The sequence below is a fragment of the Bacillus sp. sid0103 genome, from assembly GCF_019219025.1.
Map to the genome: position 1 here is coordinate 220,315 of NZ_JAHUWN010000004.1, position 25,862 is coordinate 246,176.

The 25,862-nt window shown below is 40.9% G+C and carries 24 protein-coding genes and 2 pseudogenes; 1 reads left to right on the plus strand and 25 read right to left on the minus strand.

Annotated elements, in window-relative coordinates:
• Window positions 1–84: 84 nt before the first annotated feature.
• The 18 genes from KW850_RS06740 to KW850_RS06825 all read right to left on the minus strand — a co-directional run bounded on the left by KW850_RS06740 (window position 85) and on the right by KW850_RS06825 (window position 18,486).
• Window positions 85–657, minus strand: coding sequence for an ANTAR domain-containing response regulator (locus tag KW850_RS06740; RefSeq protein ID WP_218346799.1), 573 nt, complete (start codon window positions 655–657; stop codon window positions 85–87).
• A gap of 3 nt (window positions 658–660) precedes the next feature.
• On the minus strand, window positions 661–2,094 hold the full coding sequence (locus KW850_RS06745) for a sensor histidine kinase (protein ID WP_218346800.1): 1,434 nt from the start codon (window positions 2,092–2,094) through the stop codon (window positions 661–663).
• A 203-nt stretch (window positions 2,095–2,297) separates the two neighbouring features.
• Window positions 2,298–3,824 (minus strand): amidase, encoded by a 1,527-nt coding sequence (locus KW850_RS06750; protein ID WP_218346801.1) that lies wholly within the window; start codon window positions 3,822–3,824, stop codon window positions 2,298–2,300.
• A 120-nt stretch (window positions 3,825–3,944) separates the two neighbouring features.
• Window positions 3,945–4,922: a P1 family peptidase gene (locus KW850_RS06755; RefSeq protein ID WP_218346802.1), complete on the minus strand. Its 978-nt coding sequence runs from the start codon at window positions 4,920–4,922 to the stop codon at window positions 3,945–3,947.
• A gap of 3 nt (window positions 4,923–4,925) precedes the next feature.
• Entirely contained in the window at window positions 4,926–5,477 is a 552-nt protein-coding gene (locus tag KW850_RS06760; RefSeq protein WP_218346803.1) for an ECF transporter S component, read from the minus strand.
• A gap of 31 nt (window positions 5,478–5,508) precedes the next feature.
• On the minus strand, window positions 5,509–6,351 hold the full coding sequence (locus KW850_RS06765; RefSeq protein WP_218346804.1) for an energy-coupling factor transporter transmembrane component T family protein: 843 nt from the start codon (window positions 6,349–6,351) through the stop codon (window positions 5,509–5,511).
• The gene (locus KW850_RS06770) at window positions 6,335–7,231 is read right to left on the minus strand and encodes an energy-coupling factor transporter ATPase (protein WP_218346805.1); all 897 of its coding nucleotides are present in this window, start codon (window positions 7,229–7,231) and stop codon (window positions 6,335–6,337) included. The genes KW850_RS06765 and KW850_RS06770 overlap by 17 nt, the downstream gene beginning before the upstream one ends.
• Window positions 7,232–8,083, minus strand: a complete 852-nt coding sequence (locus KW850_RS06775) for an energy-coupling factor transporter ATPase (protein ID WP_218346806.1) — start codon at window positions 8,081–8,083, stop codon at window positions 7,232–7,234. It lies immediately after the preceding gene.
• A gap of 16 nt (window positions 8,084–8,099) precedes the next feature.
• Window positions 8,100–8,864: an SDR family NAD(P)-dependent oxidoreductase gene (locus KW850_RS06780; RefSeq protein WP_218346807.1), complete on the minus strand. Its 765-nt coding sequence runs from the start codon at window positions 8,862–8,864 to the stop codon at window positions 8,100–8,102.
• 27 nt (window positions 8,865–8,891) lie between these two features.
• Window positions 8,892–9,980: a tartrate dehydrogenase gene (locus tag KW850_RS06785; RefSeq protein WP_218346859.1), complete on the minus strand. Its 1,089-nt coding sequence runs from the start codon at window positions 9,978–9,980 to the stop codon at window positions 8,892–8,894.
• Between the two features lie 34 nt (window positions 9,981–10,014).
• On the minus strand, window positions 10,015–11,469 hold the full coding sequence (locus tag KW850_RS06790; protein WP_218346808.1) for an aldehyde dehydrogenase family protein: 1,455 nt from the start codon (window positions 11,467–11,469) through the stop codon (window positions 10,015–10,017).
• A gap of 171 nt (window positions 11,470–11,640) precedes the next feature.
• Window positions 11,641–13,485 carry a sigma-54 interaction domain-containing protein gene (locus KW850_RS06795; protein ID WP_218346809.1) on the minus strand — a complete coding sequence of 615 codons (1,845 nt, stop codon included), beginning with the start codon at window positions 13,483–13,485 and terminating at the stop codon, window positions 11,641–11,643.
• Window positions 13,486–13,845: 360 nt separating this feature from the next.
• Entirely contained in the window at window positions 13,846–14,844 is a 999-nt protein-coding gene (locus tag KW850_RS06800; protein ID WP_218346810.1) for an HAAS signaling domain-containing protein, read from the minus strand.
• A complete protein-coding gene (locus tag KW850_RS06805) occupies window positions 14,831–15,178 on the minus strand; it encodes a PadR family transcriptional regulator (protein WP_218346811.1) in 348 nt (115 codons plus the stop codon). Before KW850_RS06805 ends, KW850_RS06800 begins: the two co-directional genes overlap by 14 nt.
• A 247-nt stretch (window positions 15,179–15,425) precedes the next feature.
• The gene (locus KW850_RS06810) at window positions 15,426–15,893 is read right to left on the minus strand and encodes a DUF3291 domain-containing protein (RefSeq protein WP_218346812.1); all 468 of its coding nucleotides are present in this window, start codon (window positions 15,891–15,893) and stop codon (window positions 15,426–15,428) included.
• A gap of 175 nt (window positions 15,894–16,068) precedes the next feature.
• Window positions 16,069–16,893 carry an MBL fold metallo-hydrolase gene (locus KW850_RS06815; protein ID WP_218346813.1) on the minus strand — a complete coding sequence of 275 codons (825 nt, stop codon included), beginning with the start codon at window positions 16,891–16,893 and terminating at the stop codon, window positions 16,069–16,071.
• Between the two features lie 227 nt (window positions 16,894–17,120).
• Window positions 17,121–17,672 carry an NADPH-dependent FMN reductase gene (locus KW850_RS06820; protein ID WP_218346814.1) on the minus strand — a complete coding sequence of 184 codons (552 nt, stop codon included), beginning with the start codon at window positions 17,670–17,672 and terminating at the stop codon, window positions 17,121–17,123.
• Window positions 17,673–18,051: 379 nt separating this feature from the next.
• A complete protein-coding gene (locus KW850_RS06825) occupies window positions 18,052–18,486 on the minus strand; it encodes a DoxX family protein (RefSeq protein WP_218346815.1) in 435 nt (144 codons plus the stop codon).
• A gap of 116 nt (window positions 18,487–18,602) precedes the next feature.
• Here KW850_RS06825 and KW850_RS06830 point away from each other — a divergent pair.
• Window positions 18,603–18,776 (plus strand): annotated as a pseudogene (locus KW850_RS06830) (IS110 family transposase); the annotation flags it as partial.
• 85 nt (window positions 18,777–18,861) lie between these two features.
• Here the strand turns inward: KW850_RS06830 and KW850_RS06835 are convergent.
• The 7 genes and pseudogenes from KW850_RS06835 to KW850_RS06865 form a co-directional block, all read right to left on the minus strand.
• Window positions 18,862–19,737 carry a GHMP family kinase ATP-binding protein gene (locus KW850_RS06835; protein ID WP_218346816.1) on the minus strand — a complete coding sequence of 292 codons (876 nt, stop codon included), beginning with the start codon at window positions 19,735–19,737 and terminating at the stop codon, window positions 18,862–18,864.
• Between the two features lie 84 nt (window positions 19,738–19,821).
• Window positions 19,822–20,310: pseudogene (locus KW850_RS06840) on the minus strand (cob(I)yrinic acid a,c-diamide adenosyltransferase); the annotation flags it as partial.
• 7 nt (window positions 20,311–20,317) lie between these two features.
• Entirely contained in the window at window positions 20,318–21,358 is a 1,041-nt protein-coding gene (cobT, locus tag KW850_RS06845; protein ID WP_218346817.1) for a nicotinate-nucleotide--dimethylbenzimidazole phosphoribosyltransferase, read from the minus strand.
• Entirely contained in the window at window positions 21,355–22,872 is a 1,518-nt protein-coding gene (locus KW850_RS06850; RefSeq protein ID WP_218346818.1) for a cobyric acid synthase, read from the minus strand. Before KW850_RS06850 ends, cobT begins: the two co-directional genes overlap by 4 nt.
• Before the next feature lie 200 nt (window positions 22,873–23,072).
• Complete coding sequence (locus KW850_RS06855; RefSeq protein WP_218346819.1) at window positions 23,073–24,278, minus strand: CbiX/SirB N-terminal domain-containing protein; 1,206 nt, start codon at window positions 24,276–24,278, stop codon at window positions 23,073–23,075.
• A 110-nt stretch (window positions 24,279–24,388) separates the two neighbouring features.
• Window positions 24,389–25,228: a methyltransferase domain-containing protein gene (locus KW850_RS06860; RefSeq protein ID WP_218346820.1), complete on the minus strand. Its 840-nt coding sequence runs from the start codon at window positions 25,226–25,228 to the stop codon at window positions 24,389–24,391.
• 94 nt (window positions 25,229–25,322) lie between these two features.
• A complete protein-coding gene (locus KW850_RS06865) occupies window positions 25,323–25,862 on the minus strand; it encodes a cob(I)yrinic acid a,c-diamide adenosyltransferase (RefSeq protein WP_218346821.1) in 540 nt (179 codons plus the stop codon).

The following is a 25,862-nucleotide window of genomic DNA, read 5'->3' on the forward strand; positions in this document are numbered from 1 at the left end:
ATTAATAAAAAAATGCCTAATAGACTTTATTTTTATAAAAAATAAAACCTACTAAGCACCATTGCTTCATCTATTCACTTGTAACTAACTTGGGTACTTCAAAATAATGTACTTTGCCACTTTTTCCAATGGCATTTGTTTTTTCATGCTGAGGTCTCTAATCTTATTGTAAGCCGTTTCCTCCGGTAAATTCAATTGTTTCATTAAAATTCCTTTAGCTTTTTCAACAATCTTTCGGTTTTTCAGTTCCCGATTCATTTCTTCTACTTTTTCTTTGTAAAGAATTGCATTTTCTGCCTGCTTCAAAGCAATTTCAACTGCAGGAATCAAGTTAGCCTCCGAAATCGGCTTTACAAGATACCCTAAAATATTTGCCTTCTTCGCTTTTTCTATATATTCCTTTTGACTATAGGCCGTTAACAGCAAAATCGGAATATTGAATTTGTTGGAAATAATCTCACTGGCCTTTAATCCGTTCAGCTTCGGCATTTTAATATCCATGATCATTAAGTCAGGCTTATGGCTGTAGGCCAATTCAACTGCTTTCTCGCCATCAGCTGCTTGTGCAACAACATCATAGCCAGCATCTTTTAACATGAGGGAAACATCCAATCGGACGATGGACTCATCTTCTACTACGATAATTCGCTTTTTCATTCCTTAACCCTCCCTCGCAAAGGGAAATTCGACGGTTACTTCCGTTCCTTCACTAGTTCCTTCAATGGAAAAATGGCCCGTTAAATCGTGTTCAATCATCATTTTAACTATATCAAGTCCTAATGAAGGCTTCATGGAAGGAGTATAGCCAATTCCATTATCCATTACGAGGACTCTTACTGCAGAAGCCTCTTCCTGGATGACTACATCAATTTGGCCCTCTGTCATCTCCGAAAATGCATGCTTCACACAATTTTGAATTAATTCATTTATAACCAGAGCAACGGAAACAGCTAGATTCGATTTAATAAAGATCTTTGGGCCCGAATAGACGATCGAAATCAATTTTCCTTCATGATCTTCACTAAAGACCAGCATATTCCCGATTTTTTCTATTAAACTAACAAGTTCTACATCATCCTGATTTTCAGAATTGGATAAGATGATTTCATAGACAGAGGCAATACTTACAATTCGGTTAAGGCTCTTGATAAAATGAAACTTGCTTTCTTCGGGGACCCCTCTTCGCATCTGCAGCCGAAGAAGACTCGCTACCGTTTGCAAGTTATTTTTTACGCGATGATGGATTTCCCGGATGGCCACGGTCTTTACGGTAAGCTCCCTCTCTTTTTCGCGCAGCTCTGTTAAGTCACGAAAAATGATAAATGATCCGCTATTTTTCTCATGCTGCACAAGAGCAATTTTTTTCATTTGAAAGACTTTATTTTGAATGATGATTTCTTGGATCACAAGTTCATCCGGCAGCCTGCACATTTCTGCAAGGTTAGGAAAATAGGAAGTAAAAAGTTTGCCGCTTTTACATTCCTTCGAACACATTTCTAATACAAGATTCATCGCAGCAGGATTCGAATATTGAATCCGTAAATCCTCGTCAATGATGAATAGAGCTTCCTCTATCACTTCTGGGATAAAAGGGCGATTTTCAGCCATTCCCAGTAAGAGTTCGCTAAGCGTCTCATTCGCCTCTGTTAACGCTTTCAGTTTATTTTGATTTTGGAGCTTATCACTGTTGTCTTTCTCCATGATCAACGTGCCAATCACCCGGTTATGGATTCCAACAATCGGAACAACGCTTTGTTCGACTTTTTTCCCTTCCTGGGTTAAGGCATGATTGAGAAAAAGCGGCTTACCCGTCCGAAACGCATAAAAAACAGCAGGCTCAAACGTTTCGTAGGCAAACTTTCCGACCACCGGATTTTTATAGACAGAATTAGCCGTTCCAGGTGCTGCTTCTGCCACCACAATAGCATGCTTTTTTTCCCTTGTTTGACAATCGACAAACACATTCGCTTGATTTAAATCGGCAATTAATTGCAGGTTTTGAACCACTTCTTGGATCTTTTGTATGTCTTGTTCCGATAGGTCTGTGTGAAGCTGACATAGAGTTACTACGGTGTTCATCTCAGTTTTAATCATGTCTTAGCTCCAATCTTTAATCTTCAAATATATAAAAATATTTTATATATCATTTATATTAGTGTCAATCTTCTGTTTTTTTACAAAAAATGATATAAAAACAGAAGGACAATTAAAAACTTCCCCAAATGGGGATAAAATAAACAAAATAAAGCAGCCGTTTCGGCTGCTCTCCTTTTGTCTTTTATTCTTTTGGTCCTTTCCTACAGTCGTCTCCTGGATTCTTTATAAGGAGAAAGTAGTTGCGGCACTGCATCAATCGATGTTACATGTGCACCAGGTCGCTGCCCGTGGTTCCATTTTCCATTAAGTGCACGCTCGATTTGGGCTCCCAGTTGAAGTAGCAATCCATCATCGCCTTGCCGTGTGAGCGCGTGAATACCAAACGGCAGCCCGTTCTCAAGCTCAGCCATCGGCAACGAGATGCCTGGAAGGCCACAGAGATTGGCGATCGAAGTATAAGAGAATATGCGCCAGAGGTTTTCGAACCAGTCGTATACGGATGGATTATCACTTATTGTCAGATACTCATTCGTTCCAACCAAAGGCGTGGGTAGGGCCATGGTCGGGGTTAGGATGATGTCCCAGTCTTCAAAGAAGGCGGCTAGCCTACGGGAAGTGTTATTGAACACGGACTGCATGTTGGCGCGTTGCGTATAGGAGGCGAAACGGCCTTCTTCCCAGACCCGAATGCACATCGGTTCAATAAGATCGGCAGGCGGCCGTTCCATGTCTTTTTGCTCCAATAGACCCGAAATTGTTTGTGAAAAATTCATGATATAGCACTCGGTTTGAGCCGCGTAGGCGGCATGAAAGTCAATATCCGGGATAATCCACTCGACGTGATGGCCAAGTTCCTCGAGGAAGCCAGCCGCCCGCTCCAATTCGGCAACAATGTGCGGTGTGGCCTGGTAATCACCCCATTCATGTGAAACGGCAATACGAAGTCTATCCGGATCTCGTCGTATTAGTTCGGAGTAAGGCTGCTGCGGCATCCAATAGGGCATGAACTCGCCAGGTGCTCCACCTCTACAATTGTCCACAAAGGCTGCGGTGTCACGTATTGTGCGTGAGTGACAGCCCTGAACGGAGACTACACCCATCAAGTCCGAACTGTATGGAGCTACTGAAAAGACACCACGGGACGGCTTCAAACCGATGTTGCCGTTCACACCCGCGGGAATTCGAATCGAGCCACCGCCATCAGTCGCATGTGAGATTGGAATGATTCCGGCCGCAACCGAAGCTGCCGTGCCAGCAGAAGAGCCGCAGGTTGTATAGTCAAGATTCCAAGGATTTCGCGTAATATAGACGTCTGGATTCTCGGCTGAACTGCAGAGCCCAAACTCTGGTGTTGTCGTTCGCCCGATGATGTTGAGACCTGCTTGGCGGATGCGCTTGGTAAGGAAGCTATCGGCTGAAGAACGATTTCCTCGCATCAAAAGAGAACCCATTTCCTGTAGGCGCCCTTTAAGAGTGGGTCCTAAATCCTTCATCAGAAAGGGTATTCCTGCAAAAACCCCGGCAGGATTCGTTCCATCCTTCATGGGGTCAATGACCGCATCATCGAAGACCTCAATGATGGAGTTGATCGCAGGATTTAATGCATCTATGGCAAGGACAACCTGTTGGGCCACCTCTCGCGGGGTAATCTGACCTTTCCGTACCAAATCGGCGAGTCCGATAGCATCAAGCTTAGACCATTCATTCCAGCTCATAACTGATTTCAAAGAGTCTCACTCCTTCACATTTGTTCAGATTGGATATTTATCATTTCAATCTTAACTTTTCATTCCAGTATAAAAACGTTCTATTAAATCCTGATCATCCACAAAGTTATATACAGCCACTTATAACCGGTCCGTTTTATGATTATTAAATAAATCTTTATGAGCGATAATTCCTTCAACACTTTCTGCTGATTTAACCGCGTTTATTATCGCCAGCTCCATGACCTTTGCTGCAAGCCCGCCAATCACATCTACTGGAACCCTTTCTCCACCGGTGGACACAGCAAAAATGGTGTCACCATCAAACATGGTATGAGCTGGATAAATCGTTCTTGCATACCCATCCTGAGCCATTTGTGCTACTTTCGTTGCCTCAGCCTTCGTTAAATCTGCATTTACAGCAATCACTCCAATGGTGGTATTAGACCCCGCAGGTATGGTAGGTTGATAGTTTTGTTCAAGCAGCTTGATACTATCAACTAGAATTCCCTCCTGATACGGCCCTGCCAAAATTTCTCCCGTGGAAGGGTCACGGACATCCCCGGCAGGATTGACAGCTACAATTGCCCCAATCACCACACCATTTTCTAGTCGGAGCGATGCACTTCCGAGACCTCCCTTCATACAAAAGCCTGGACCGGCCAATTTACCAACGGTAGCTCCACAGCCGGCTCCAGAATTTCCAGTGTCAAACTTCTCAGTTATGGCCGCTTTCGCTGCTTCATAACCCATCTGTTTATCAGGCCTGACCTTTGGGTTGCCGAATGGAAGGTCGAACAAAACCGCTGCCGGGACAATTGGCACCTTGGCCACACCCACATCTAATCCAATATCTTCTTCCTCTAAAAATTGCATCACGCCAGAAGCGGCATCCAAACCAAACGCACTTCCGCCGCTTAAACAAATCGCATGCACTTTATCAACTAAATTAACGGGGTTCAAAAGGTCCGTTTCCCGGGTACCGGGAGCGGACCCTCTTACGTCCACTCCTGCTACCGCACCACCTTCAAAAAGGATCGCTGTACAACCGGTCAATGCTTGTTGATTTTCTTTATTGCCGACTTTTACTCCTGGTACATCGGTAATTTGATTATTCATTCCTTATAGATCCTTAGAAATTTTTGATTTTTGTGTTTTGCCAATCTGTTTCCAAGCTAATACAACCGCTACCGTCACAATCGTCCCTACAATGGCTTCAGGAATTCCGTTTGTAATTCCGACTGTCCAGGCGACTCCCGCGGTTAAATAATGACGGACTACAGCCATCGTTAATACAAGTACAGTATTTGCCAATGTCCCGATAAATGCAGCGGCACCAACTGCGAAGTATTCACTTTTGCGGCGGAGTCCTACATACACAAGCCATGCCACCACGCCGATAAAAAGCCGAGGTAAAATCGCAACTAATGGATCCTTAAAGAGTGGAACCGTTGCGTTAAGGAAGGAAGAGATCCCAAAAATCGCTCCAACAATTAAGCCGACAATCGGCCCCTGCATAATACCACCGATAATCGCAGGAATGTGCATAATGGTCGCATTCCCTGCTGCTGTTGGAACAGGAATATAACCCAGCCTTGTGACCCCCAATAAAATGGCTACTGCCCCAAGCACTCCAGCAATGACAATATCCCGAACCGTTAATGATCTTTTCATTCAAATTCTCCCCTTTGTTTTCGTTTTTTTATTAAAAAGGAAACGGATATAAAAGCAGTAGTAATGAGAATAAAAGTCCAACTAGTAATACAAGATAATCCTTCGCGATTGCTTTATACACGGAGTAGGAACTCCTTTCGCCACCTGGTGTATAGCAGCGTGATTCCATTGCAAGAATCAAATCCTCGGCCCTTGCCAAGGCGATATTAAATAAAGGGATAATGATTGGAAACGTTTCTTTTGTTCTTTGAATGATTCTCCACCATCCGCCGCTACCAAAGTCAGCTCCCCTTGAGGCTTGTGCTTTCATCATTTTTTCCATCTCGATGGCAAATGTTGGGACAAATCGAATCGCAATCGTTGTAATCAGTGAGATTTCATGGACCGGGAACTTTATTTTCTTTAACGGACTCAGTAAGCTTTGTATGGAATGAGTTAATTCTGTGGTGGAAGTAGATAAGGTAAGAACACTGCTTAAGAAGATAATTTCAATAAATCGAACAGCTGAAACCACTACCAATCGAATGCTTTCACTAGTGATGAAGATAAAGCCATAATCCACATACACTCTGCCATCTGAAAAGAGCTGTCCTTGAAAAAGCAACTGCAATATCGCTAAGATGATAATAAAGGGAATGGCTGGTTTCACACCTGATAACCCGTAGCTGATTGGGATTTTAGATGCCCAGAATAAATAAAGAGATAAAACTAAACCAATCGCATTTCCGAGATAACTCGTATTAAGGGCGATGGCCACCACGAGAATGACAAAAACAAGAAGCTTTATTCTTGGGTCTAATCGATGAACAAATGAGGCTGTTGGTACGTATTGACCGATTGTAATACTTCGGGATATTTCAAATTCGCTGGACATTTCGCGAACCCTCCTTCTTGCCGGTAAGAACCTTTTTGATTTCCTCTGCTGCTTCCGTGATGGAAAAGGCATCCGTATTTACTTGGTATCCAAGATCGGTTAATCGATAAAGAACCTTTACCGTTTCAGGGGTCCCGATTTGATGCCGCTGCAGTTTTTCTTTATCCGTAAAAATTTCTTGTGGGGTGCCTGTTAACACGTCTGTTCCACCTGCCATCACATAGACACGGTCTGCTAACATGGCGACCTCCTCCATGTTGTGTGACACAAAAACGACCGTTAATTTTTCTTCCTTGTTTAACCGTTTAATTTTATCAAGCAATTCCTTCCTTGACCTGGGATCCAGACCCGCTGTCGGTTCATCTAGAACTAAAATCTTGGGTTTTAAGGCAAGGATCCCCGCTAAGGCGACCTTCCGTTTCTGTCCGCCGCTTAACGCAAAGGTCTGTCTGTCCTTCATTGCCTCAAAATCCAAGCCAACAACTGACATCGCCCATTTAACGCGCTCCCTCACCTCCTTTAGTGGAAGACCTAATTTGAATGGCCCATAGGCAATATCATCGCCTATGATTTTTTCAAAAATCTGATCCTCCGGGTTTTGAAAAACAAGACCCACTTTTTGCCTAAGTGTTTTCAAATTTACCTTTTTCTTTGATAAGTCTTCCCCATCAATGATGACTTTTCCAGTTTCTGGACGCATCAGTCCATTGAAGTGCTGGATTAAGGTTGACTTTCCTGACCCGGTATGGCCAATGATGGCTATGCATTCCCCTTCTTCTGCATACAGGTTGGCTCCTTTTAGGGCAACATGCTCCATCGGGGTCCCTTTCATATACGTATGGGATAGATTTTCTATTTCGATAATCGGCCTGCTTGACATTTAAACCACCTCCTCTTTAGAGAATTTCTCCACTTCCTCAATAAACTCATTTTCTTGAATGATGTCCGTTGAAAATTCGGCAAATTGGCTGTGAATCACCTCGGCCATTTGGCTTACTGCTGGGACTTCTAATTGGAGATTCTCTAATTCCTGCTTATGTTTAAAAATTTCTCGCGGTGGACCGTCCATGACAATCTGCCCGCCTTCGATGACGATAATCCGGTCAGCCTCCGCTGCCTCTGACATATGGTGGGTAACGGTAATCATCGTCATCCCCGTATTGTTCATTTTTCTCATCACTTGAAGAACTTCTTTTCGACCAAAGCTATCCAGCATACTGGTTGCTTCATCAAAAACGATACACTCCGGCTGCATGGCCAGCACACCGGCAATCGCCACCCTTTGCTTCTGGCCTCCGGAGAGGTGATGCGGCGGCCTGTGGCGATACTGAGACATTTTGACCACATTTAATGCTTCATCGACTCTCTTTTTCATTTCTTCCCTTTGGACACCAATATTCTCCAGTCCAAATGCGACATCTTCCTCCACGATGGTCGCAACAATTTGGTTATCTGGATGCTGAAAGACCGTGCCGACAGCTTGACGAATCTCCCGTCTCTTTTCAATTTCCTTCGTGTTATGACCGTGAACCCAGACATCACCATTATCCGGGGTTAAAATCCCGTTCAGGTGCTTGGATAAGGTAGATTTTCCTGAACCGTTATGGCCGATGATGGCAACATATTCTCCAGGGAAGACAGAAAAGGAGATATTATTGAGAACGGATACTTTCGTTTTTTCATTAATTTTGTAGGAAAACGATACATTTTCTAAGCGAATAATCGGCTCCATTTTATGCTCCTCTCGTTTAAATACCGCGGCCACCGTCAATATTCAGAACCTCTCCGGTTACAATCTTCGACAGATCCGAGGCTAAGTAAAGTGCACCCTGGGCAATATCTTCCGGTTGAATTAAGGTTCCTAATGGAACGCTGTCCTGGAAGATTTTTTTCATTCCCTCTTCCTTTTGTGCGTCATCCCCTACCAGGAATTTACCAATCATCGGTGTATCGGCCGGGCCGGGATTGATGGCATTGACTCTAATTTTATAAGGAGCTAACTCAATCGCTAATGCTTTGGTCAGCATGATGGCTGCCCCTTTTGAGGCACAATACGCGTTTAATCCTGGTCTCGCTCTAATACCGGCGATGGAAGCAATATTCACAATACTTCCTCCCTTTTGCTGCTTCATGAACGGCACAGCATACTTAGACGTTAAAAAAATCGATTTTGTATTCACGTTCATAATTAAATCCCATTGTTCCAAGGTTAATTCTTCAATCGCGGTGAAGGATTGGGGAACACCAGCACAGTTAATGACAATATCCAATCCGTCATACGCTTCCACTGTTTGATTCACAAGATTTGCCACATCTGCATCCCTCGTTACATCAGCTTGAATGGCTTGCACTCGATTTAGACCAGTTGAACCTGCGGCTGCTTTTGCCGATTCGTAATTTAAATCCGCAAACGTTACATTCGCTCCTTCCTTGGCGAAAGCTTGAGCAATCGCTTTCCCCATTCCCGAGCCGGCTCCTGTTATAATGGCCGTTTTTCCGTTTAATAAACTCATAGATTGGACACCTCCAATAATGTGATTTTAGATTTTCGGGCTGAGACTTAATTGAACCATTTTAGAAACGATTGCATCGCCCATTTCAGTGGTTTTTGATGTGCCTCCAAGGTCAGGTGTTTTTATTTTTCCATCGATTAATACCTCTTCAATGGAATCGAGGATCAGTTTCCCTGCTTCAGGGAGTTCGAGATGGTCCATCATCAGACTAAGGCTCCAAATCGAGGCAATTGGATTAGCAATCCCTTTTCCTGCAATATCGGGTGCGGAACCATGAATCGGTTCAAACATGGAAGGGTAGATCCGTTCCGGATTGATGTTTCCAGATGGGGCCAGCCCTAATCCTCCAACGATGGCTGCGCCTAAATCTGTTAATATATCACCAAACAAATTACTACCCACAACCACATCCATTGTCTCTGGTCTTGAAATAAAATAAGCTGCTAGTGCATCAATATGATAGATTTGTGTGCTTACATCAGGATAGCTATTACCTATTTCTTTTACGATCTCGTCCCAAAAAGGCATGGTAAAGTTAATCGCATTTGATTTTGTTGCCACTGTTAGGTTTTTCTTGGCCCTTTTTTCTGCCAAGGAAAAAGCATAGTTTACTATTCTTTCCGAACCGTATCTTGTAAAAATATTATTTTGAACAGCTAATTCATAGGGGGTTCCCTCATGAACGCGCCCGCCGCTATTGGTATACTCTCCCTCGGTATTTTCCCTTACAACCACAAAGTCAAGGTCTTTATGGGATTTATACCGCAACGGGCTTTCTAACCCTTGAAGAAGTTTAATCGGCCGTAAATTCACATACTGCTGAAATTTACGGCGAATGGGCAGGATTAGCTCCCAAACGGATATATGATCCGGTACCGATTTTGCACCAACAGCCCCAAAGAGAATAACATCAAAATCTTTTAATAGATCTAACCCATTCTCGGGCATCATTCTCCCATTTTGAAGATAATAATCACACCCCCAATCAAAAGATTCACAAGAAAAAGTGATACCGCCGTGTATTTCTTCCGCTTTTTTTAATACCTTTATGGCCTCATTTATCACTTCTGGGCCAATTCCGTCCCCAGGAATTAAAGCAATGGAAAAGTGCTGCAAATCTGTCACTCCTTTCACTTAAATTTCTTCGAAACTACTTTTCATCCGCACTTTTTATTTTGATCGCGATATTTTTCAATTGCGTATAATTTTGTAGCGCTTCTACTCCTTTTTCACGGCCAATTCCACTTTTTTTATAACCCCCAAATGGAAGTTCAACGCCCCCGGCCGCACCATAGTCATTAATAAAGACCTGACCGCTTTTCACTTTACTCGCTACTCTGTGAGCCCGGGATAGATCATTTGTCCAAATCCCGGTAACAAGACCATAGGATGTTCCATTTGCTAATTGAATCGCTTCTTCTTCGGTTGAAAATTCAAATACAGTCAATACCGGTCCAAATACTTCCTCTTGAGCCATTTCACTGGCTGGAGAAACGTGATCAATAATGGTTGGTTCAAAATAATAACCTTCACCCGGCTCCTCTACTTTTGCTTGCTTTCCACCAATTATGACCCGTGCACCTTGGTCTTTTGCTCTTTCAACCATTGCTAGTATTCTGTCAAACTGCCTTTTTGAAATAATGGGACCTAGCTCGCAGTCATTAACACCGGGACCAATTTTAATGTTTTTCATTCGCTCCGTTAACTTCTCGATTATTTCCTCTTTGACTTTGGAGTGAACTAGCAGCCTGGAACCGGCTGAACAGGTTTGACCTGCATTCTGAATAATCGAACGAGTCACCCATGTCACCGTTTCATCGATATCACAGTCCGGAAATACAATATGTGGTGACTTCCCTCCCAGCTCGAGTGTGACAGGAACAATATTTTGCGCCGCAGAGATCATCACGCTTGTACCGGTGCCAACGGAACCCGTAAAAGTGATATGATTGACATCCGGGTGATTCACCAGTGCTGCACCTGCTTCAGGCCCATAACCTGTTACAACTTGAAGAACATCTTTAAGGACTTCTATCTCAGCAAATATTTCTGCCAGCTTTAATGCTGACAGAGGGGTATCTTCGGCAGGTTTTACAACCACAGTATTTCCAACCGCTATGGCAGCTGCCACACCCCTTGATGTAATCTGAAGGGGGTAGTTCCAAGGGATAATTTGCGCACAAACCCCCATTGGTTCTCGTACCGTGTAGTCAATAACATTTGGCGCTACCGGGATTGTTTCTCCAAACATTTTATCTGCAACACCTGCATAATACTCAAAATAGCGTGCACTGCTTTCTACATCGCTTCTTGCTTGGGTGAGAGGCTTCCCCGTGTCTAAGGTTTCAATCAGTGCCAGTTCTTCCGCTCTTTCACGTATTCTTCGTGCTACTTCATAAAGGGCATTTCCTCTTATACTAGGTTTTAATGATTGCCATTCAATTGTTTCAAAAACCGTTTTCGCTGCTGCAACGGCCAGATCGACATCTTCCTTTCCGCCCCTGGGAACTGTGCCGATCACTTCTTGATTGGCAGGATTGTACGATGAAAAAAACTCCCCTGAAACGGATGTTACCCATTCACCATTGATATACATTCTTTCCATTGTGAACCTCCATTTTGTCAAGGCTATAATTCTTACCCTATATATTTGCAATTTTTGTGCCAAGATTGAAAATTTAGAAAAATCGGAAATATCAAATAAAAACAGGGATATAATATCCCTGTTAAAAAAAATGATGTTTTAATCTGCAACATCGTATTGTATTTTGAAACATCAAATATCATATTCTTTGATTTTTCTCCAAAGAGTGGAGCGATCAATTCCAAGTGATTGAGCCGCTAACGTTTTGTTGTTTCCGAATTTTTCCAATGTCGTAAAGATGAGTTCTTTTTCCTTGTTTTTAATACTTTGTCTTTTTGTCGTTTCTTCTGAATCCTTCCGTCTCCTTATTTTATCAGAAAGAAACTTTGCCCCCTGTAGTCTTAAACTAGGACTCTCTTCAAGAACGACCAACCGTTCAATGGTATTCCTTAATTCGCGTATATTTCCAGGCCAGTCATATTTCTGGAATAAACCAATTAGTTCTTCTTGAACGTTGATGATTTTATTTTTTCTCTTTTCATTAAACTCATTTAGAAAAGCCTCTACCAGTTTTGGTATATCCGCTAAACGCTCGCGAAGAGGAGGCAATTCCAGAGATAGTACATTCAGACGATAATATAAATCAGATCGGAATTGTTTCCGATCCACCTCCTCCTCTAAATTTCGATTCGTTGCGGTAATGATTCGGACATCCACTGGTATAATTCGCTCCCCGCCCACGCGCCTAATGGTTCTTTCCTGTAGAACCCTTAATAGGAGAGCCTGAATTCGTAAAGGGATCTCACCAATTTCATCTAAAAATAGTGTGCCTCCATGAGCAAGTTCAAATAAGCCTGGTTTTCCTTCTTTTAGACCGCCTGTGAATGTGCCTTTCTCATATCCAAATATCTCACTTTCTAGTAGATTCTCTGGCAGCACTGCGCAATTGACCGCGACAAATGGACCAACTGATCGATGACTGGCGGAATGAATACCTTGAGCAAATAATTCTTTTCCAGTTCCAGACTCACCAGTGATTGATACAGTAGATTCTGTTTCAGCAAATTTCCTTGCTAGATCTTTTGCCTCCAGTATTTCCTGTGTTTCCCCAATAATATCACTTAACCGATATTTTGCCTCCAAGCCATTTTGATGAAGTTTCTTCCGCAGTTGTAATTCTACTTTTTGAATATCTGTAATTTCCTTGAAATTTGACACGGCTCCGACAATTTTTCCTTTGACGATGACAGGAGATCGGTTAATGACAATTTGTCGGCCTCCGATAGTCGCAATATCACCTCTTTCGATCTTCCCCGCTTTCAATACTCGGATCATATCAGATTGTGGGATGAACTCTGTGATGTTTCTCCCCTTCATTACCTTATCAACACCTAAGATTGTTTTTGCATGTTCATTAACCAGTCTAATGGTTCCGCTTCTGTCAATCGCAATCACTCCATCATGCGTTGAGTGGACGATTGCATCAACTTGATACCTTTCTTTTGTGATTTCCTCAACTAAATTCACTAATGATCCTGCGATCTTTAAAAAAGAAATCACAGAAGTAAAGGCGGGTTTAATAAAATGTAAATTTTTATTCCTTGGGTTAGAAATTAACCCTTTCATCCATATTGGGGCTAGATAAACGTGATTCGGCTTAAGTAGTCCTGCTTGTTTTTCGGTTAAAAAAGAAAGTTGAATCTCATCCTTCGTAACCTGTTCGGCGTTTTCTTTTCTCAACCACTCTATTTCTTTGGTTGAAGCAATTATTGAATACTCTCTTTTTTCTGGGATATCGAACAATCCCTTTATGCACTTTTTTACATCTTCTATATGTACTGAGATAGGGATAATTGGAAAAGAAAGACCGGCTAATTCTTTCTCGAAATTCACCGGTGTAATAATAACCATTGGATTCATGATCTGATCTAATATGGAATTAATGGAATAAAAACTCGCTGTTGAGTATCCCATTTCTTTTAATAAATGTGTAATTTGGTCTTCATATAAATCATTCATTTTAAAAAGTGCTATCATCCGTATCCCCCCTGAAAAAAGCTATGTAAATAGAATTGACTTTGAAAAAATATGTTAATTTTTGTATTTTTAAAATATTCTATATTTATCTTAAAATTCTATCTTTAAACTTTCAAGTGCAACTGAGTGATAGAATTTACCTGTTTTTGCTGACTTTTTTTCAATTGCCATATATTTTTTAAGAACAGAAGTAACAAAACTCAATTCCCCCTTCGTTATTCGGGCAATAAAAAGCAGCTACTTTTACATAGCTGCTAAAAGTTGGTGGGTATTGTTAGAGCTCCCTCCTATAAATCTTTGGTTGCCGCTGCAACCCCAATTTTAATTTCTTATATCTGATATTTTAATAGGAAAGACTTATTAACGAATTCTAGCCTTGCGAAAGCCATCAACTACATTGATAGCTGTCGATACTATAAAGATGAAAATTCCACCGCCAACGATCCAGGTCTTAAATTGATTAGCGGTAATGGAAAATAAATCCACCATATACGTAATAAAATCTTTGCTTAGTAGATTCGGATTTATTACTATTACTATAAATACAATAGTTTGAATTATCTGAAGGACAGCATTGGATATTGCCATCCGTTTCGTCCATTGTCCCTTTATCAATTTATAAAGGGATAATGCTATTTCGAATGCGATCATCATAACAACGATTGGCCAATACTGAAGCAAAACCTCTTGATTGAAAGTTGGAGTCACAAATATAAGAGCGTCTTTACCTCCTTCGTATACACCTACAAGGTGACTCGCGTAAAAATAAAATGTCGCCCAGATCGCAGTCCACATTAATCCTCCAAATACTTCGAACTTGGAAATAGCTTTTTTCTTAGGGATATACGGGATATTTTTCAAATCATCTGGAGTCCATTTTTTAAGGCTTGCTGTTAGAGGCAGCTCATCTTTTCCTTTATCTGTTCTTTCTAAAATCGCAAACACAATGGTTAGCCAAAAGAATACTTGGATCCCTATTTCAATGATTCTCCAAATTCCTTCACCAAAAAGTCTTAAAACAACATTTATTACCGCTTCTTCCCCGCCATATCCGATAAAGTATTCGGCAATCATCGAGATTAACGAAATAACAGCGGCAATCGGTAAAATCATTTTCAACAGCGTCACATATACATCAAAATAGCGAGGACCAATAAGATACATGGGCCGATCTCGATAACCACCAGCCAAATTCACTGGACTCCCTAATTGTTCAAGAACAGCCTTTATATCTTTTTCACTGTAATCATCAGGCAGCATATCCTCTATGGTTGACCGTAATTCAAGTGCAATATCCTCACGATTTATTTCAGGCAGCCTTCGAGTAACTTCCTGAATATAAATCTCAATTAGATTCATCCTCTTCCTCTCCCTTTAATAAGTTATAAAGCTCTTTTGAATTCTTAATCCATTCCTTTTTTATCTGTAAAAATATCTCTAACCCATATTCACTTAAAACATAGTACTTACGGGGTCTACTCTCAGATGTATCCCAACTACTCGATACCAGCTCCTGTTTTTCTAATCGGCGAAGCAAAGGATATAGGGTACTTTGATCAATGGCAATTCCTGATCCCTCCAATAATTGAACAAGTGAATATCCATACTGGGGGGTTCGTAATTGACTTAAAACCGCTAATGTCAACGTTCCTCTCCTAAGTTCTGTCGTTAATGAATCCAATAAATGACTCATTCACCCACCTCATTTTTTATTACTATATGTCATACAGTATTTGATTTATACTATGTATCATACACTATTGTTGTGACGAAAACAATTAAAATTTGGAAATATTTACAAATATCAAAAAGGCGCCTCTTTTTAAGAAAAGCGCCCTAATGTGGAAGATTAAAATCTCTCCTATTTGTTTCAATAGATATTTCAAGAAAGAAGAAAAGTGATGTTTCTCTGTTTCCTAAACTTAAACAAGAGCCCCCTGCTACTTAATCAAGCACGTCTCCCCTTTTTCATCAAACAGGTGCTTAAAGTCAAACGCAAAAGGAGTCGACCCATGCTGAATATAATAGTTGTATCTTTTGAAAGCCTCCACCCATGAGACATCCTTCACCTTTTCTGTCCACCACACTACATATGAAAGATGTTTCTCTTGATAAGGCTCCATCCATTTGCTCCTATCTCGCAACGCTTGCTTATGCTGACCTGAATAGGTAAAACGATAAAGGGATTGAAGGTTTTTCCATACCGTTAGTGTAAGAATAGGAAAACCTTCCCCTTTAATGTCTTTTACAGGAAAAGACACTCCATTTGATGAAAACGCCTCTATAAGATGTCCAGATTTTAATGCCTGCTGAAATACTTCATTTCCAACTTCAAAAAATTCACGAGAGGCAAGGTGGTCATAGGGGTGATTTAGCCTGCCAACAGTATAGATTGATACTAAAGCCATAAACAGCCCTCCATTTACAGTCTTTACCTAGATATATTCAAGTAAGATGGGATCTTATAACTTCTAGTTACCACGTACAAAATCGCGGATGCAGGGCAGGAAAATTATAGAGGTAGTAACGTCTCTTGGTTATTAGTTTGAGACGTTTTTTTGTATTGCTATATAAATTAGTAAATTAAGTATTAAATAATGTTCCATTTAGTGCTTCAATGTACCTTTTCGCTGATCTGTTAACGACCAAATCGGCTTCATCTTTAATAATGCGATGAAATGCGTCGTATAATCGATTAAATGTAAATTTATTTACCCTATCCGCGATTCTTTCAACTGTTACACTGGGCAGAGGAATGAAGTTAGGATAACTATACATAAAACTCACCCACTTACAATCAGCTGCCACGCGTATAATATCTCCACTCAATAAAATTCCATTTTGACTTCTTCCATTTTTCCACTCTAAAACAGTACCGCCTTTATAATGTCCTCCGATTCTATGAAGGATAAGACCTTCCTGTAATTCTATCGATTCTCCAAACCAAAAAATGATTTTCTCGCTGGGTCTTGTCACCCATTCTTTATCATCTTCGTGAATATAAATTGGAGCATCGAATGCTTCAGCCCATTCTACTTGACTAGAGTAATAATGGGGATGTGATAAAGCAATAGCATCAATTCCGCCTAATTTGTTAATATGTGAAATGGTTGATGGATCAATAAATGTAATACAATCCCACAATAAGTTGTAATGTCTTTCTTTTACAAGATAAGCTGACTGTCCAATTCCAAAACTTGGATTAGTCTTTATGCTATATAATCCTTCTTCTTGGAGCTCAATGATATTACTATATGTACCGACCTCTATCAGCTTTTCTAATGTGGTCCACACCTGTCCTTTGGAACCAACAAATTGTCTTTCTTCCTCGCAAATCAAACATTGTTTTGGTGCTTCGATTGAACTTGAATACTGAACTCCACAAGTTTCACATATATATTTTTTCAAAAACACCTCTCCTTTACTTTTTCACTACTCACTTCTAAATTCTCCATAAAAATCCAATAATCCTTCTTCAAGTAATGCCGCCCCGTTAGTTTAAGTGCAACGGTTCACAATCATTTTTTGTAGAGAGCATTTTGGAAAATCAACATTTTCACTAGATAAAATAAGAATATCAGACACTCTAATTTTAGCATCTGATATTCGAGTCACAGTTCATTTATCTATATTGACTATTTTCTCAAGGTTTTTAGTGCACCACTCCAAGCTATAACTTGGTCAACCATTAAATTGACATTTTTAAGATGTAATTCAGCTGGTTTAAAAGTAGTAAAGTTTTCGAAATCTGTAAATAAAGATAATGTTGGGTGAACCTTCACATCGGCTATGAGTAATTCAGCACAAATTCCACGTAAATGCTCAGCTGCACGTGCTCCACCCGTTGAACCATAACTTACAATACCTGCTGCTTTGTTATTCCAGGCTTCACGAGCAAAATCAAGTGCATTTTTTAATGCTCCTGTGATACTGTGATTGTATTCTTGAACAATAAATACGAATCCATCCAAGCTAAAGATCTTTTCATTCCAAGCCGCAATTCCAGGTTCTGTTCCATCGGTTGTTCCTAAAAAAGGTAATTGAAAATCAGAAATATCAACAATTTCATAATTTGCATCTCCACGTTTGTCAGCAATTTTTTTTACCCATTCTCCAACTTGAGGACTAACTCGACCCTTACGAGTGCTTCCTAAGATAATTCCGATATTTAATTTATCATATGTCATTATTTCTTCCTCCTTAATGGATTCTCCGTTTAAATTGTCTAAAAAAACGAATTGTTCTGATTTAGCTTCTACGAATATAATAAACTCTACTATCAATATTCAAAAGTAGGCACATTTATGTGTCATAGTGTACAAAAAGATACCTTAAAGGGAGGAAGTAAAATATCTGGCGAATGTATAAATATTGAAACTGCTCTTGATATTCTTGTTGTTAATTAAGAATAGCCAAAGCTATAGAGCCTTAGCTATCTTAATAGACAATCTATATTTAAAACATACAAACTTTATTTTAATAGACAGTGTTTTTTTTAAAGTTTCATTCGAGGAAGTTAATATCTTCTGGTTTATAACGTAGTTTTATAAAAAACTGTTAAAAACCTTATCCAGCCAAAATAACAGCTGTCAAAAATATGATTTGTAAGATAGTTCGAAGAAATAAAGGAGTAGTAGGCTTTCCGGCAATTGTGATACCTTTTCTTGAAGCAAAGATATTAGCTGGAAACATAATAATAAGTAGCAATGCCAAACCAATTGAAGCAATATTTGAAGTAAACGGAATCAGTAAACCTATAGCACCAATAATCTCAAGTATCCCCGTAATTGTCACCATGAGCCCTGGGTTTGGCACATTCGGAGGTACCATTTTGATAAGATCAGGACGTCTCTTTCCCCAATGAGCTGTCGCCGTAAATAAGAACATCAGAGCAACAGCACCCCGTAAAGAAGTTTCCCACCCGTCAAAATAAGATATTCCTAAAACACCAATAATGCGCAAAATAAAAAATGATACGATAAGGATGATAAATGGAGCCATTTATATTTCCTCCTCTTAACAAACAAATTACCTATTGATGCTACTTGATTTTTATATGTATATTCTATTCATACCGAGTTATCACAATGAATCTTACAAGAAATGAACCAAAGTGTACCAGTGTTTATTGGAAACCTATCGTTATCTTATTAGAGGCCGAAGGAATCGAGTTTTTAGTCGTAAACGCTCAACATATGAAGGCCCTTCCGGGACGTAAAACGGATGTTAAAGATGCCGAGTGGATAGCTCAACTTCTTCGCCACGGACTACTGAAAGCAAGTTTCATCCCCGATCGGAATCAATTCATCCAAACATACGTACCAGCCGGCCAGGCATTTCATCCTGAATATTGACGAATAGATGTTGATGATTTCATCATACTAGTATTTTTTCATAGCTATCATATTGAAAAAGTCTTAGATTCGAGTTCATGAAAGGGATCGATATTTCCCGTAATATATGTGATACCACCTTATCGTGATTTGGGATATTACGATCTAGTAAAATACCCGCGACCGTTCCACTATGGGCAACAACGGTTCCTCCCTGATAGGTATCAGCTACTTTTTCTAAATGATGAAAAATAGGCTTAGGCAAGATTTTTTGATTCACTCGTGCACTTATCGTAGCTGCCTTGCAAATATCAGCAAAATTTCTTTCCTTACAGCCTCTTTTCACCAGATGATAGGCTTCTAAGAATTGCTTTTGATCCTCTCGGCTATAGGCTTTTCGAACTTGATTAAATTCGATAGTATCGATGGTACCTCCTAGGTCGATCCCAATGAGGATAAAGGGGGGTAAGTCTCCAAAGCTTTCCAAAAGCTGACCATGAATATGATCATAGGCGACAACTTTTTCATACATCACCCCATCCGTCGGATCAACCTGTGCGGCAATGGTGGAAATCATTTCATTCGTAAGAGGTAGAGAATAACTGTCAGAAATGGCTCTTAATGCGGCTGTGATATCAGCGGAGCTGCTGGCCAGCCCCTTGCCAGCTGGGATATTGGAGTGTAACTCAAGATGCCCTCCTACCTTTATATGAAATCGTTTGAGTAACAATTCCCCTGCTCTCATGGCTTTTGTCTTTGAATCTGCTACTCTTATTTTGGAAATGGAGGGGTCTGGGGTAAAGCTAGCCTCGCTTCTTAAACTTGGGATTGGCAGAGTGATTAAAAAAGGGCGGTCACCGATGACCCCTTGTACAAGTTCTCCAAACGTTCCATGACAGCTTCCTTTACCAAGTTTCATTTTTAATCTCCTCTCCGACTATTCCATCCCCAGTTCAACCACGAAGAAGATCGCTTCCGTGTCCATACTTTTGAATGTAGGACATTAAAACTCAATTCCCTTCACAGCAGGAATTGCTTCATTATAATAATGCTTTACAGGCTTCATTTCCGTTACTAAATCAGCGCAAGCGATAATTTCATCATGTACAGACCGTCCGGTAATCACAAGATGCATCCCCTTAGGACGGTGCTGGATCAAATCAAGGACTTCCTTCAATGGAAGGATATCCTCAATCGGAAATTTTTCGATTGCCAGGGCATTATTCAATTCATCTAAAATCACAACATCATAACCGCCAAAAAGCACCTTTTCTTTCGTAAAAGCCCACGCTGTTTTTAAGGCCGCCCTATGTTCCTCCGGTGTTTTGGTCCAGGTAAAGCCCACTCCCATTTGAACGATTTCAATCCCTAATTTTTCGAAGGTGATTTTTTCCCCATAGGTTCGTTCGGGAGATTTAATAAATTGAATCATGAACACACGTTTCCCCCGTCCTGCTGCGCGAATAGCGAACCCTAGGACAGCGGTTGTTTTCTTTACGCTACTCTATTAAAATACCTGCCGATTCAAACGTGGCCATTTCCTTCAGCATTAATGTGGCCGCCTGTAAGATTGGGAAGGCAATCGCTGCCCCGCTTCCTTCCCCTAAACGCAAATCCAGATCAACAAGCGGCTTCTTTCTTAATAACTGAAGTGCTATTTCGTGTCCCGGTTCCACGGACTGATGTCCCGCAATCATATAATCACTTGCAGTCTCGCAAATTTCCTTTGCCAGTAGTGCTGAAACGGTGCAGATAAACCCGTCGACCAAAATCGGAATCCTGTTTGCCGCTGCCGCTAGCATTGCACCCGTCATTCCCGCAATTTCCAAGCCGCCTATTTTCATTAAAATATCGATCGGATCGTTCCGATCAGGCTTTCTTTCCATTAGTGCTCTGGAAATAACATCTTGCTTATGGCTGATTTTTTCAGGTGCAATCCCTGTTCCCCGACCCACAAGCGTACTGATGTCCTGACCGCTTAAAACGGCTAGTATGGCACTGCTTGGTGTCGTATTGCCGATTCCCATTTCACCAAGAATTAAACATTTGCATCCATGCTTAATCATATGTTCAGCCCGTTCATAGCCAACAGTGATCGCTTTTTCCACTTCTTCTCTTGTCATCGCAATGTGCTTGCAAAAATTCCTTGTTCCGTATCGAATCTTCCGTTGCACGACACCGTCTACCTCGATATTAGCGGCGACACCAATATCGACTACCTCAAACATCGCTCCAATTTGTCTGCTAAAGACATTAATCGCAGCGCCGCCGTTTAAAAAGTTCATTACCATTTGCACAGTCACTTCCTGAGGGTAAGCGGATACCCCCTCTTCGGCCACTCCATGATCCGCGGCAAACACAATTACACCAGGAGGTGACACGACAGGAAAGGATTCGGAAGTCATTTCCGCCAGTTGTATCGCCAATTCTTCCAATCTGCCTAAACTGCCTGGAGGTTTGGTTAAAATATCGATATACTCACGGACCTTTTGACCCATTTCTGCATCCAGAGGTGGAATCGTCGTTTTTAGACCATTCATTGTGTAATCCCCCTTTTTTGAAATTCCTTCATTTTTTGTTCCATCAAATCAAGTTTTACGTGCTCCCTTACATGATCCGCTAACAGATCAAACGCTTCTTCACGCAGATGGTTAAAAGATACACGCTGATCAATCGGTGCCAATCCCTTTGTTTGGCGAATCTGATTCAATAGCTCCTTACGAAATTCATCATTATGAAAAATCCCGTGAAAGTAAGTGCCAATGATTCTTTCATCTGCGGTTTTACAGCCATCTGATCGGCCTTGTGTATCAATTAGTCCCCGGGATTCTCGGGTCGTCCACGTTTCTCCCATATGAATCTCATAACCTGACACGTTGAAATGTTTGCCGTTAAGGTGTAAGAGTCCGTTTGATGACACGGTCGTCTTGTCTTTTGTAATGGTAGTCCTGATGGGCAGTAAGCGGAGACCTTCGATTTCTTGGTGAAGTGACTCAATGGCAAACGGATCCTCGATTTTTTCACCGAGCATTTGATAGCCGCCGCAGATCCCAAATAGAAGGGATTCGTGCTTTTGCTGCAATTCCACGATTTTCTCGGCGATACCACTTTTTCTTAAAAACAGCAAATCCTCGATCGTATTCTTGCTCCCAGGAAGAATCACTAAATCTGGGCTGTGTAATTGGTCTGCTCTTGTAATAAACCGGACATGGCAATCAGGTTCGGCAAAAAAAGGATCGACATCGGTGAAATTGGAGATTTTCGGATACTGAATCACCGCAATATCAAGTTCTTTTTCGGTATTTCGGACCGATGTATATTGATTTAATATCACGGAATCCTCGGCATCGATGTTTAAATTCTCCAAATAAGGAATCACTCCCAGAACCGGTTTTCCTGTATATTCCTCAAACCATGTTAATCCAGATTCCAAAAGCCGTATATCACCGCGGAATTTATTGATGATGACTCCGATGATTCGGTCACGGTCATTAGGGTCCATGAGCTGAAGGGTTCCAACTAAACTGGCAAAAACTCCGCCTTTTTCGATATCCCCAATCAAAATCACAGGGGCGCCAGCCATTCTTGCGACCCGCATATTGACCATTTCCCTGTCATTCAGATTAATCTCGGCAGGACTGCCCGCCCCTTCAATGACAATCCGTTCATACTTTTCTGACAGAACAGCAAGCGATTCTTTAATAAGCTCAATACCCGTTTGAAAGAATTCCTTGCGATACGCACTGGCTTCCATATTTTTATACGGTTTTCCATGGACCACAATTTGGGATTGGTTATCCCGATTCGGCTTGAGCAGAATCGGATTCATATCAGTTGTCGCCTGAATCCCTGCTGCTTCAGCTTGGACCCCTTGTGCTCTTCCTATTTCTTTTCCATCCACTGTGATATAAGAGTTTAACGCCATATTTTGTGACTTAAAAGGAACCGTTTTATATCCGTCCTGGGCGAATATACGGCAAAAGGCCGTCACGACGACACTTTTGCCGACATCCGAATTGGTACCTTGAAACATCAATTTAAGAGCCTTAGCCATCTTCTTTGTACTCCTTACATTTCCTGATTTAATTTCCGACTAGCCCAGGGCACCATTAACTCCCCCGATATGTCTTGTCATGGGTCACATACTAGGTTGATGGAACTCGTTACCGTATGCCACTCGAACTTTTCTTGGCAAACAATAACCATAATACTAAGAAAAACCGGACTATAAAACAAAATCTGGTTGTCTATCCTCTAATTATGGTGATGGTGATGATGATGTTCATACCCATGTTCTTCCGCATATTTACGAAAATTTTCTAAATCTTGCATTCCAGTGGATGTACCGTTTATGGCCTGATTCATACGTTCTAACAGTACTGTTCTTAACTTTGGATGATAGCCAAAATACTGAGCAATATCAATTGTTACATGCGGATAAGTCTCTTTAAACTGTTCGGCCATTTTATTCATTCTTTCCATTAAAATTCCCGTAAATAAAAAATACGGGAGCATGATAATTTTTTTTGCGCCTAATTTAATGCAGCGTTCCATCCCATCCTCCACAGTTGGCGTCGTTACCCCCATAAAGGCACTTTCAACGATAGGTACATTTAATTTCTCCCACAATAATCTGCTGATTTTATAAAAATCACCATTAGCATATGGATCGCTGCCGCCACGTCCAATTAATAAAATGGCCGTATCCTCATGCTTTTGATCTACATCAAAACCTGCTTCAGCAAGTCTTGTTTTTAAAATTTCAAAAACTTCCTCATGAACACCTATCGTTTGGCCATAAGTAAATCGAACATCTGGGAAATGCTCTTTAGCATGTTCGATCTCTGCAGGAATGTGCAGTTTTGAGTGTCCTGCATGTAATAATATGATGGGAATTACATGGATTTCATCCGCACCTTTTTCAACACACAACTGAATCCCATCCTCAATATTTGGTGATGCAAATTCTAAAAAACATGTTTCTACTAAAAGGGCTGGATCAATGTATTCTTTCATTTGCCCGACAAATTCGCGAACTTCTATATTCCCTGCCTCAAGCCTGCTGCCATGTCCAACAAATAATACAGCTTTTTTCATCGGTCCATTACCTTTCTTGTATTTTTCAATTCCTTTTATGCGATCTTCGCTGCGTTTCCGCACACCCTGCTCCATTGAATATATGATCGCATCTTCTTTAACTTCTTCATGAACAACATCACGTGCAGTTTCTTCATGTTGAACCGAATACCATGTCCCTTTTGGGTAATCAATTACGACGCATTTATCTTTACAGCGGCCGTTACATCGTGTACGCGATGTATGAATATGCTCATCTAAACGGTTTTTCCGGATTTCGTCTCGAATTTGCTGCGTGACCTCCTCAGCTCCTGCTCCCATACAGGTTGCCCCATTGCAAATGAGTAAGTGACGCTGCATTTGCGTTAAATTCCATGTTGTCATAAAGTGACCTCCCCCTCTCCCATCATTTTTTAACCACTATTTCTATTTGTTATATCAACAGTTCCCCCGATTTAAGCCCCAATTAGTAATGTCAAAAGTCAAAACGAAACTTAGTCATGTAACTTCAAAGGCTCCCAACTAATGATCGCAGCATAGAATGGGTAACGGTATACATGCTGGCCATCCTCCATTGCTATAAAGCGTTCGAGTGATGCTTTCACATGTACCATATCAAACCGAGGTGATAAGATTTTTTTGCTTTGTGCTTCATATAATTGCTGTAATGTAACATAACGATACTCACGCTCCAGCTTAAGCATTTCACAATTTGCATGAATCCCTAACTGATACAGCATATTGACGATGGTAATATAATCACGTCGAGGATATTTAATGTCATAGCCAAACTGCTCATTTAAAATAACGTAATGCGGTTGAATAGGTCCTGTTGTTAAACCAATGATGGCGCGCTTTTTGGCAAGACTGTTCATTTTTTTCAGCGCCGCATTCATTTCATACATCCGATAAAAGCAGTTCACTCCAATAACAACATCATGCTGCTCAATTTGCGCTTCTTCCCATTTACTATGAACGAACTGAACATTTGTATTGTTTTCAAAGTATTGTTTTAAATAATCAAGCACACTTTCAGAACCATCCACTAAAGTTAAACATTTGACATCTTGACGGAGTTGGAAGGTATAGTTGCCCCATCCCGGACCAATTTCAATACAAGTTGAATTTTGGGGGATATGTTGTTTCATTTTTTCGTAAATTTTTTTTGCATAGTTATCTGTTTGCTTGTATGATTTTTTCTTCATGGACTGAGCCCAAAATTCTTCTTCCAGCAAATCATCGATCATTCTTTCTGGCATCTTGCCATGCCAGTCTAACATGCCTTCTTTCCACAGCTTTTCAAAATCAAATTGTAAAGGGGAACCTTTTATCATTGAATTTTCTCCTCAATCTCGACAACATAAATGGACAATCCTTCTCTGGTGAATTGGGTGCCAGTTTGTGATTTAACCATGGCGGCCTGGGTACTTAAAACTCAAGCCCCTTCATCGCTTTGACATCCTGATCAGCATAATAATGTTTTGTGGCATCAATCGTTGACACTAAATCAGCTAAAGCGAGTAGAGATGGATGTGCAGAACGGCCTGTGATGACAAGGTGCATCGTTTTAGGACGGTTTTGTATGGCCGCTAACACCTCTTGTAATGGCAATACATCATCGATTGGAAAACGTGTGATGGCTAACGCATTATTCAACTCATCCAGCACTAAAACATCTGTTGTTTCATCATTTATCTCTTCTTTTACTGTCTGCCAGGCTTTCGCAAGTGCTTCGCGATGCTCCTCCGGTGTTTTCGTCCATGTAAAACCGACACCTAATTGCACTGTTTTAACACCAAGTTTTCGCAGGGCAATTTGTTCACCATATGTACGTTCAGGTGATTTAATAAATTGAAAGTATTTCACCTTCATGCCGCGGCCAATTGCGCGTAATACGACACCAAGTGAAGCAGTTGTTTTTCCTTTGCCTTCTCCTGTATAAACTAACAGCATCCCCTGTCGTGCCAT

What these genes read in the sequence shown, in the direction of transcription:
- KW850_RS06850 (WP_218346818.1), bottom strand. Translation starts at nt 22,872, where the DNA reads ATGGCTAAGGCTCTTAAATTGATGTTTCAAGGTACCAATTCGGATGTC.
- KW850_RS06760 (WP_218346803.1), bottom strand. Translation starts at nt 5,477, where the DNA reads ATGAAAAGATCATTAACGGTTCGGGATATTGTCATTGCTGGAGTGCTT.
- KW850_RS06855 (WP_218346819.1), bottom strand. Translation starts at nt 24,278, where the DNA reads ATGACAACATGGAATTTAACGCAAATGCAGCGTCACTTACTCATTTGC.
- KW850_RS06805 (WP_218346811.1), bottom strand. Translation starts at nt 15,178, where the DNA reads ATGAGTCATTTATTGGATTCATTAACGACAGAACTTAGGAGAGGAACG.
- KW850_RS06820 (WP_218346814.1), bottom strand. Translation starts at nt 17,672, where the DNA reads ATGACATATGATAAATTAAATATCGGAATTATCTTAGGAAGCACTCGT.
- KW850_RS06810 (WP_218346812.1), bottom strand. Translation starts at nt 15,893, where the DNA reads ATGGCTTTAGTATCAATCTATACTGTTGGCAGGCTAAATCACCCCTAT.
- KW850_RS06755 (WP_218346802.1), bottom strand. Translation starts at nt 4,922, where the DNA reads ATGAATAATCAAATTACCGATGTACCAGGAGTAAAAGTCGGCAATAAA.
- KW850_RS06795 (WP_218346809.1), bottom strand. Translation starts at nt 13,485, where the DNA reads ATGATAGCACTTTTTAAAATGAATGATTTATATGAAGACCAAATTACA.
- KW850_RS06825 (WP_218346815.1), bottom strand. Translation starts at nt 18,486, where the DNA reads ATGGCTCCATTTATCATCCTTATCGTATCATTTTTTATTTTGCGCATT.
- KW850_RS06865 (WP_218346821.1), bottom strand. Translation starts at nt 25,862, where the DNA reads ATGGCACGACAGGGGATGCTGTTAGTTTATACAGGAGAAGGCAAAGGA.
- cobT (WP_218346817.1), bottom strand. Translation starts at nt 21,358, where the DNA reads ATGAATGGTCTAAAAACGACGATTCCACCTCTGGATGCAGAAATGGGT.
- KW850_RS06765 (WP_218346804.1), bottom strand. Translation starts at nt 6,351, where the DNA reads ATGTCCAGCGAATTTGAAATATCCCGAAGTATTACAATCGGTCAATAC.
- KW850_RS06740 (WP_218346799.1), bottom strand. Translation starts at nt 657, where the DNA reads ATGAAAAAGCGAATTATCGTAGTAGAAGATGAGTCCATCGTCCGATTG.
- KW850_RS06770 (WP_218346805.1), bottom strand. Translation starts at nt 7,231, where the DNA reads ATGTCAAGCAGGCCGATTATCGAAATAGAAAATCTATCCCATACGTAT.
- KW850_RS06835 (WP_218346816.1), bottom strand. Translation starts at nt 19,737, where the DNA reads ATGAAACTTGGTAAAGGAAGCTGTCATGGAACGTTTGGAGAACTTGTA.
- KW850_RS06780 (WP_218346807.1), bottom strand. Translation starts at nt 8,864, where the DNA reads ATGAGTTTATTAAACGGAAAAACGGCCATTATAACAGGAGCCGGCTCG.
- KW850_RS06775 (WP_218346806.1), bottom strand. Translation starts at nt 8,083, where the DNA reads ATGGAGCCGATTATTCGCTTAGAAAATGTATCGTTTTCCTACAAAATT.
- KW850_RS06860 (WP_218346820.1), bottom strand. Translation starts at nt 25,228, where the DNA reads ATGATAAAAGGTTCCCCTTTACAATTTGATTTTGAAAAGCTGTGGAAA.
- KW850_RS06745 (WP_218346800.1), bottom strand. Translation starts at nt 2,094, where the DNA reads ATGATTAAAACTGAGATGAACACCGTAGTAACTCTATGTCAGCTTCAC.
- KW850_RS06790 (WP_218346808.1), bottom strand. Translation starts at nt 11,469, where the DNA reads ATGGAAAGAATGTATATCAATGGTGAATGGGTAACATCCGTTTCAGGG.
- KW850_RS06800 (WP_218346810.1), bottom strand. Translation starts at nt 14,844, where the DNA reads ATGAATCTAATTGAGATTTATATTCAGGAAGTTACTCGAAGGCTGCCT.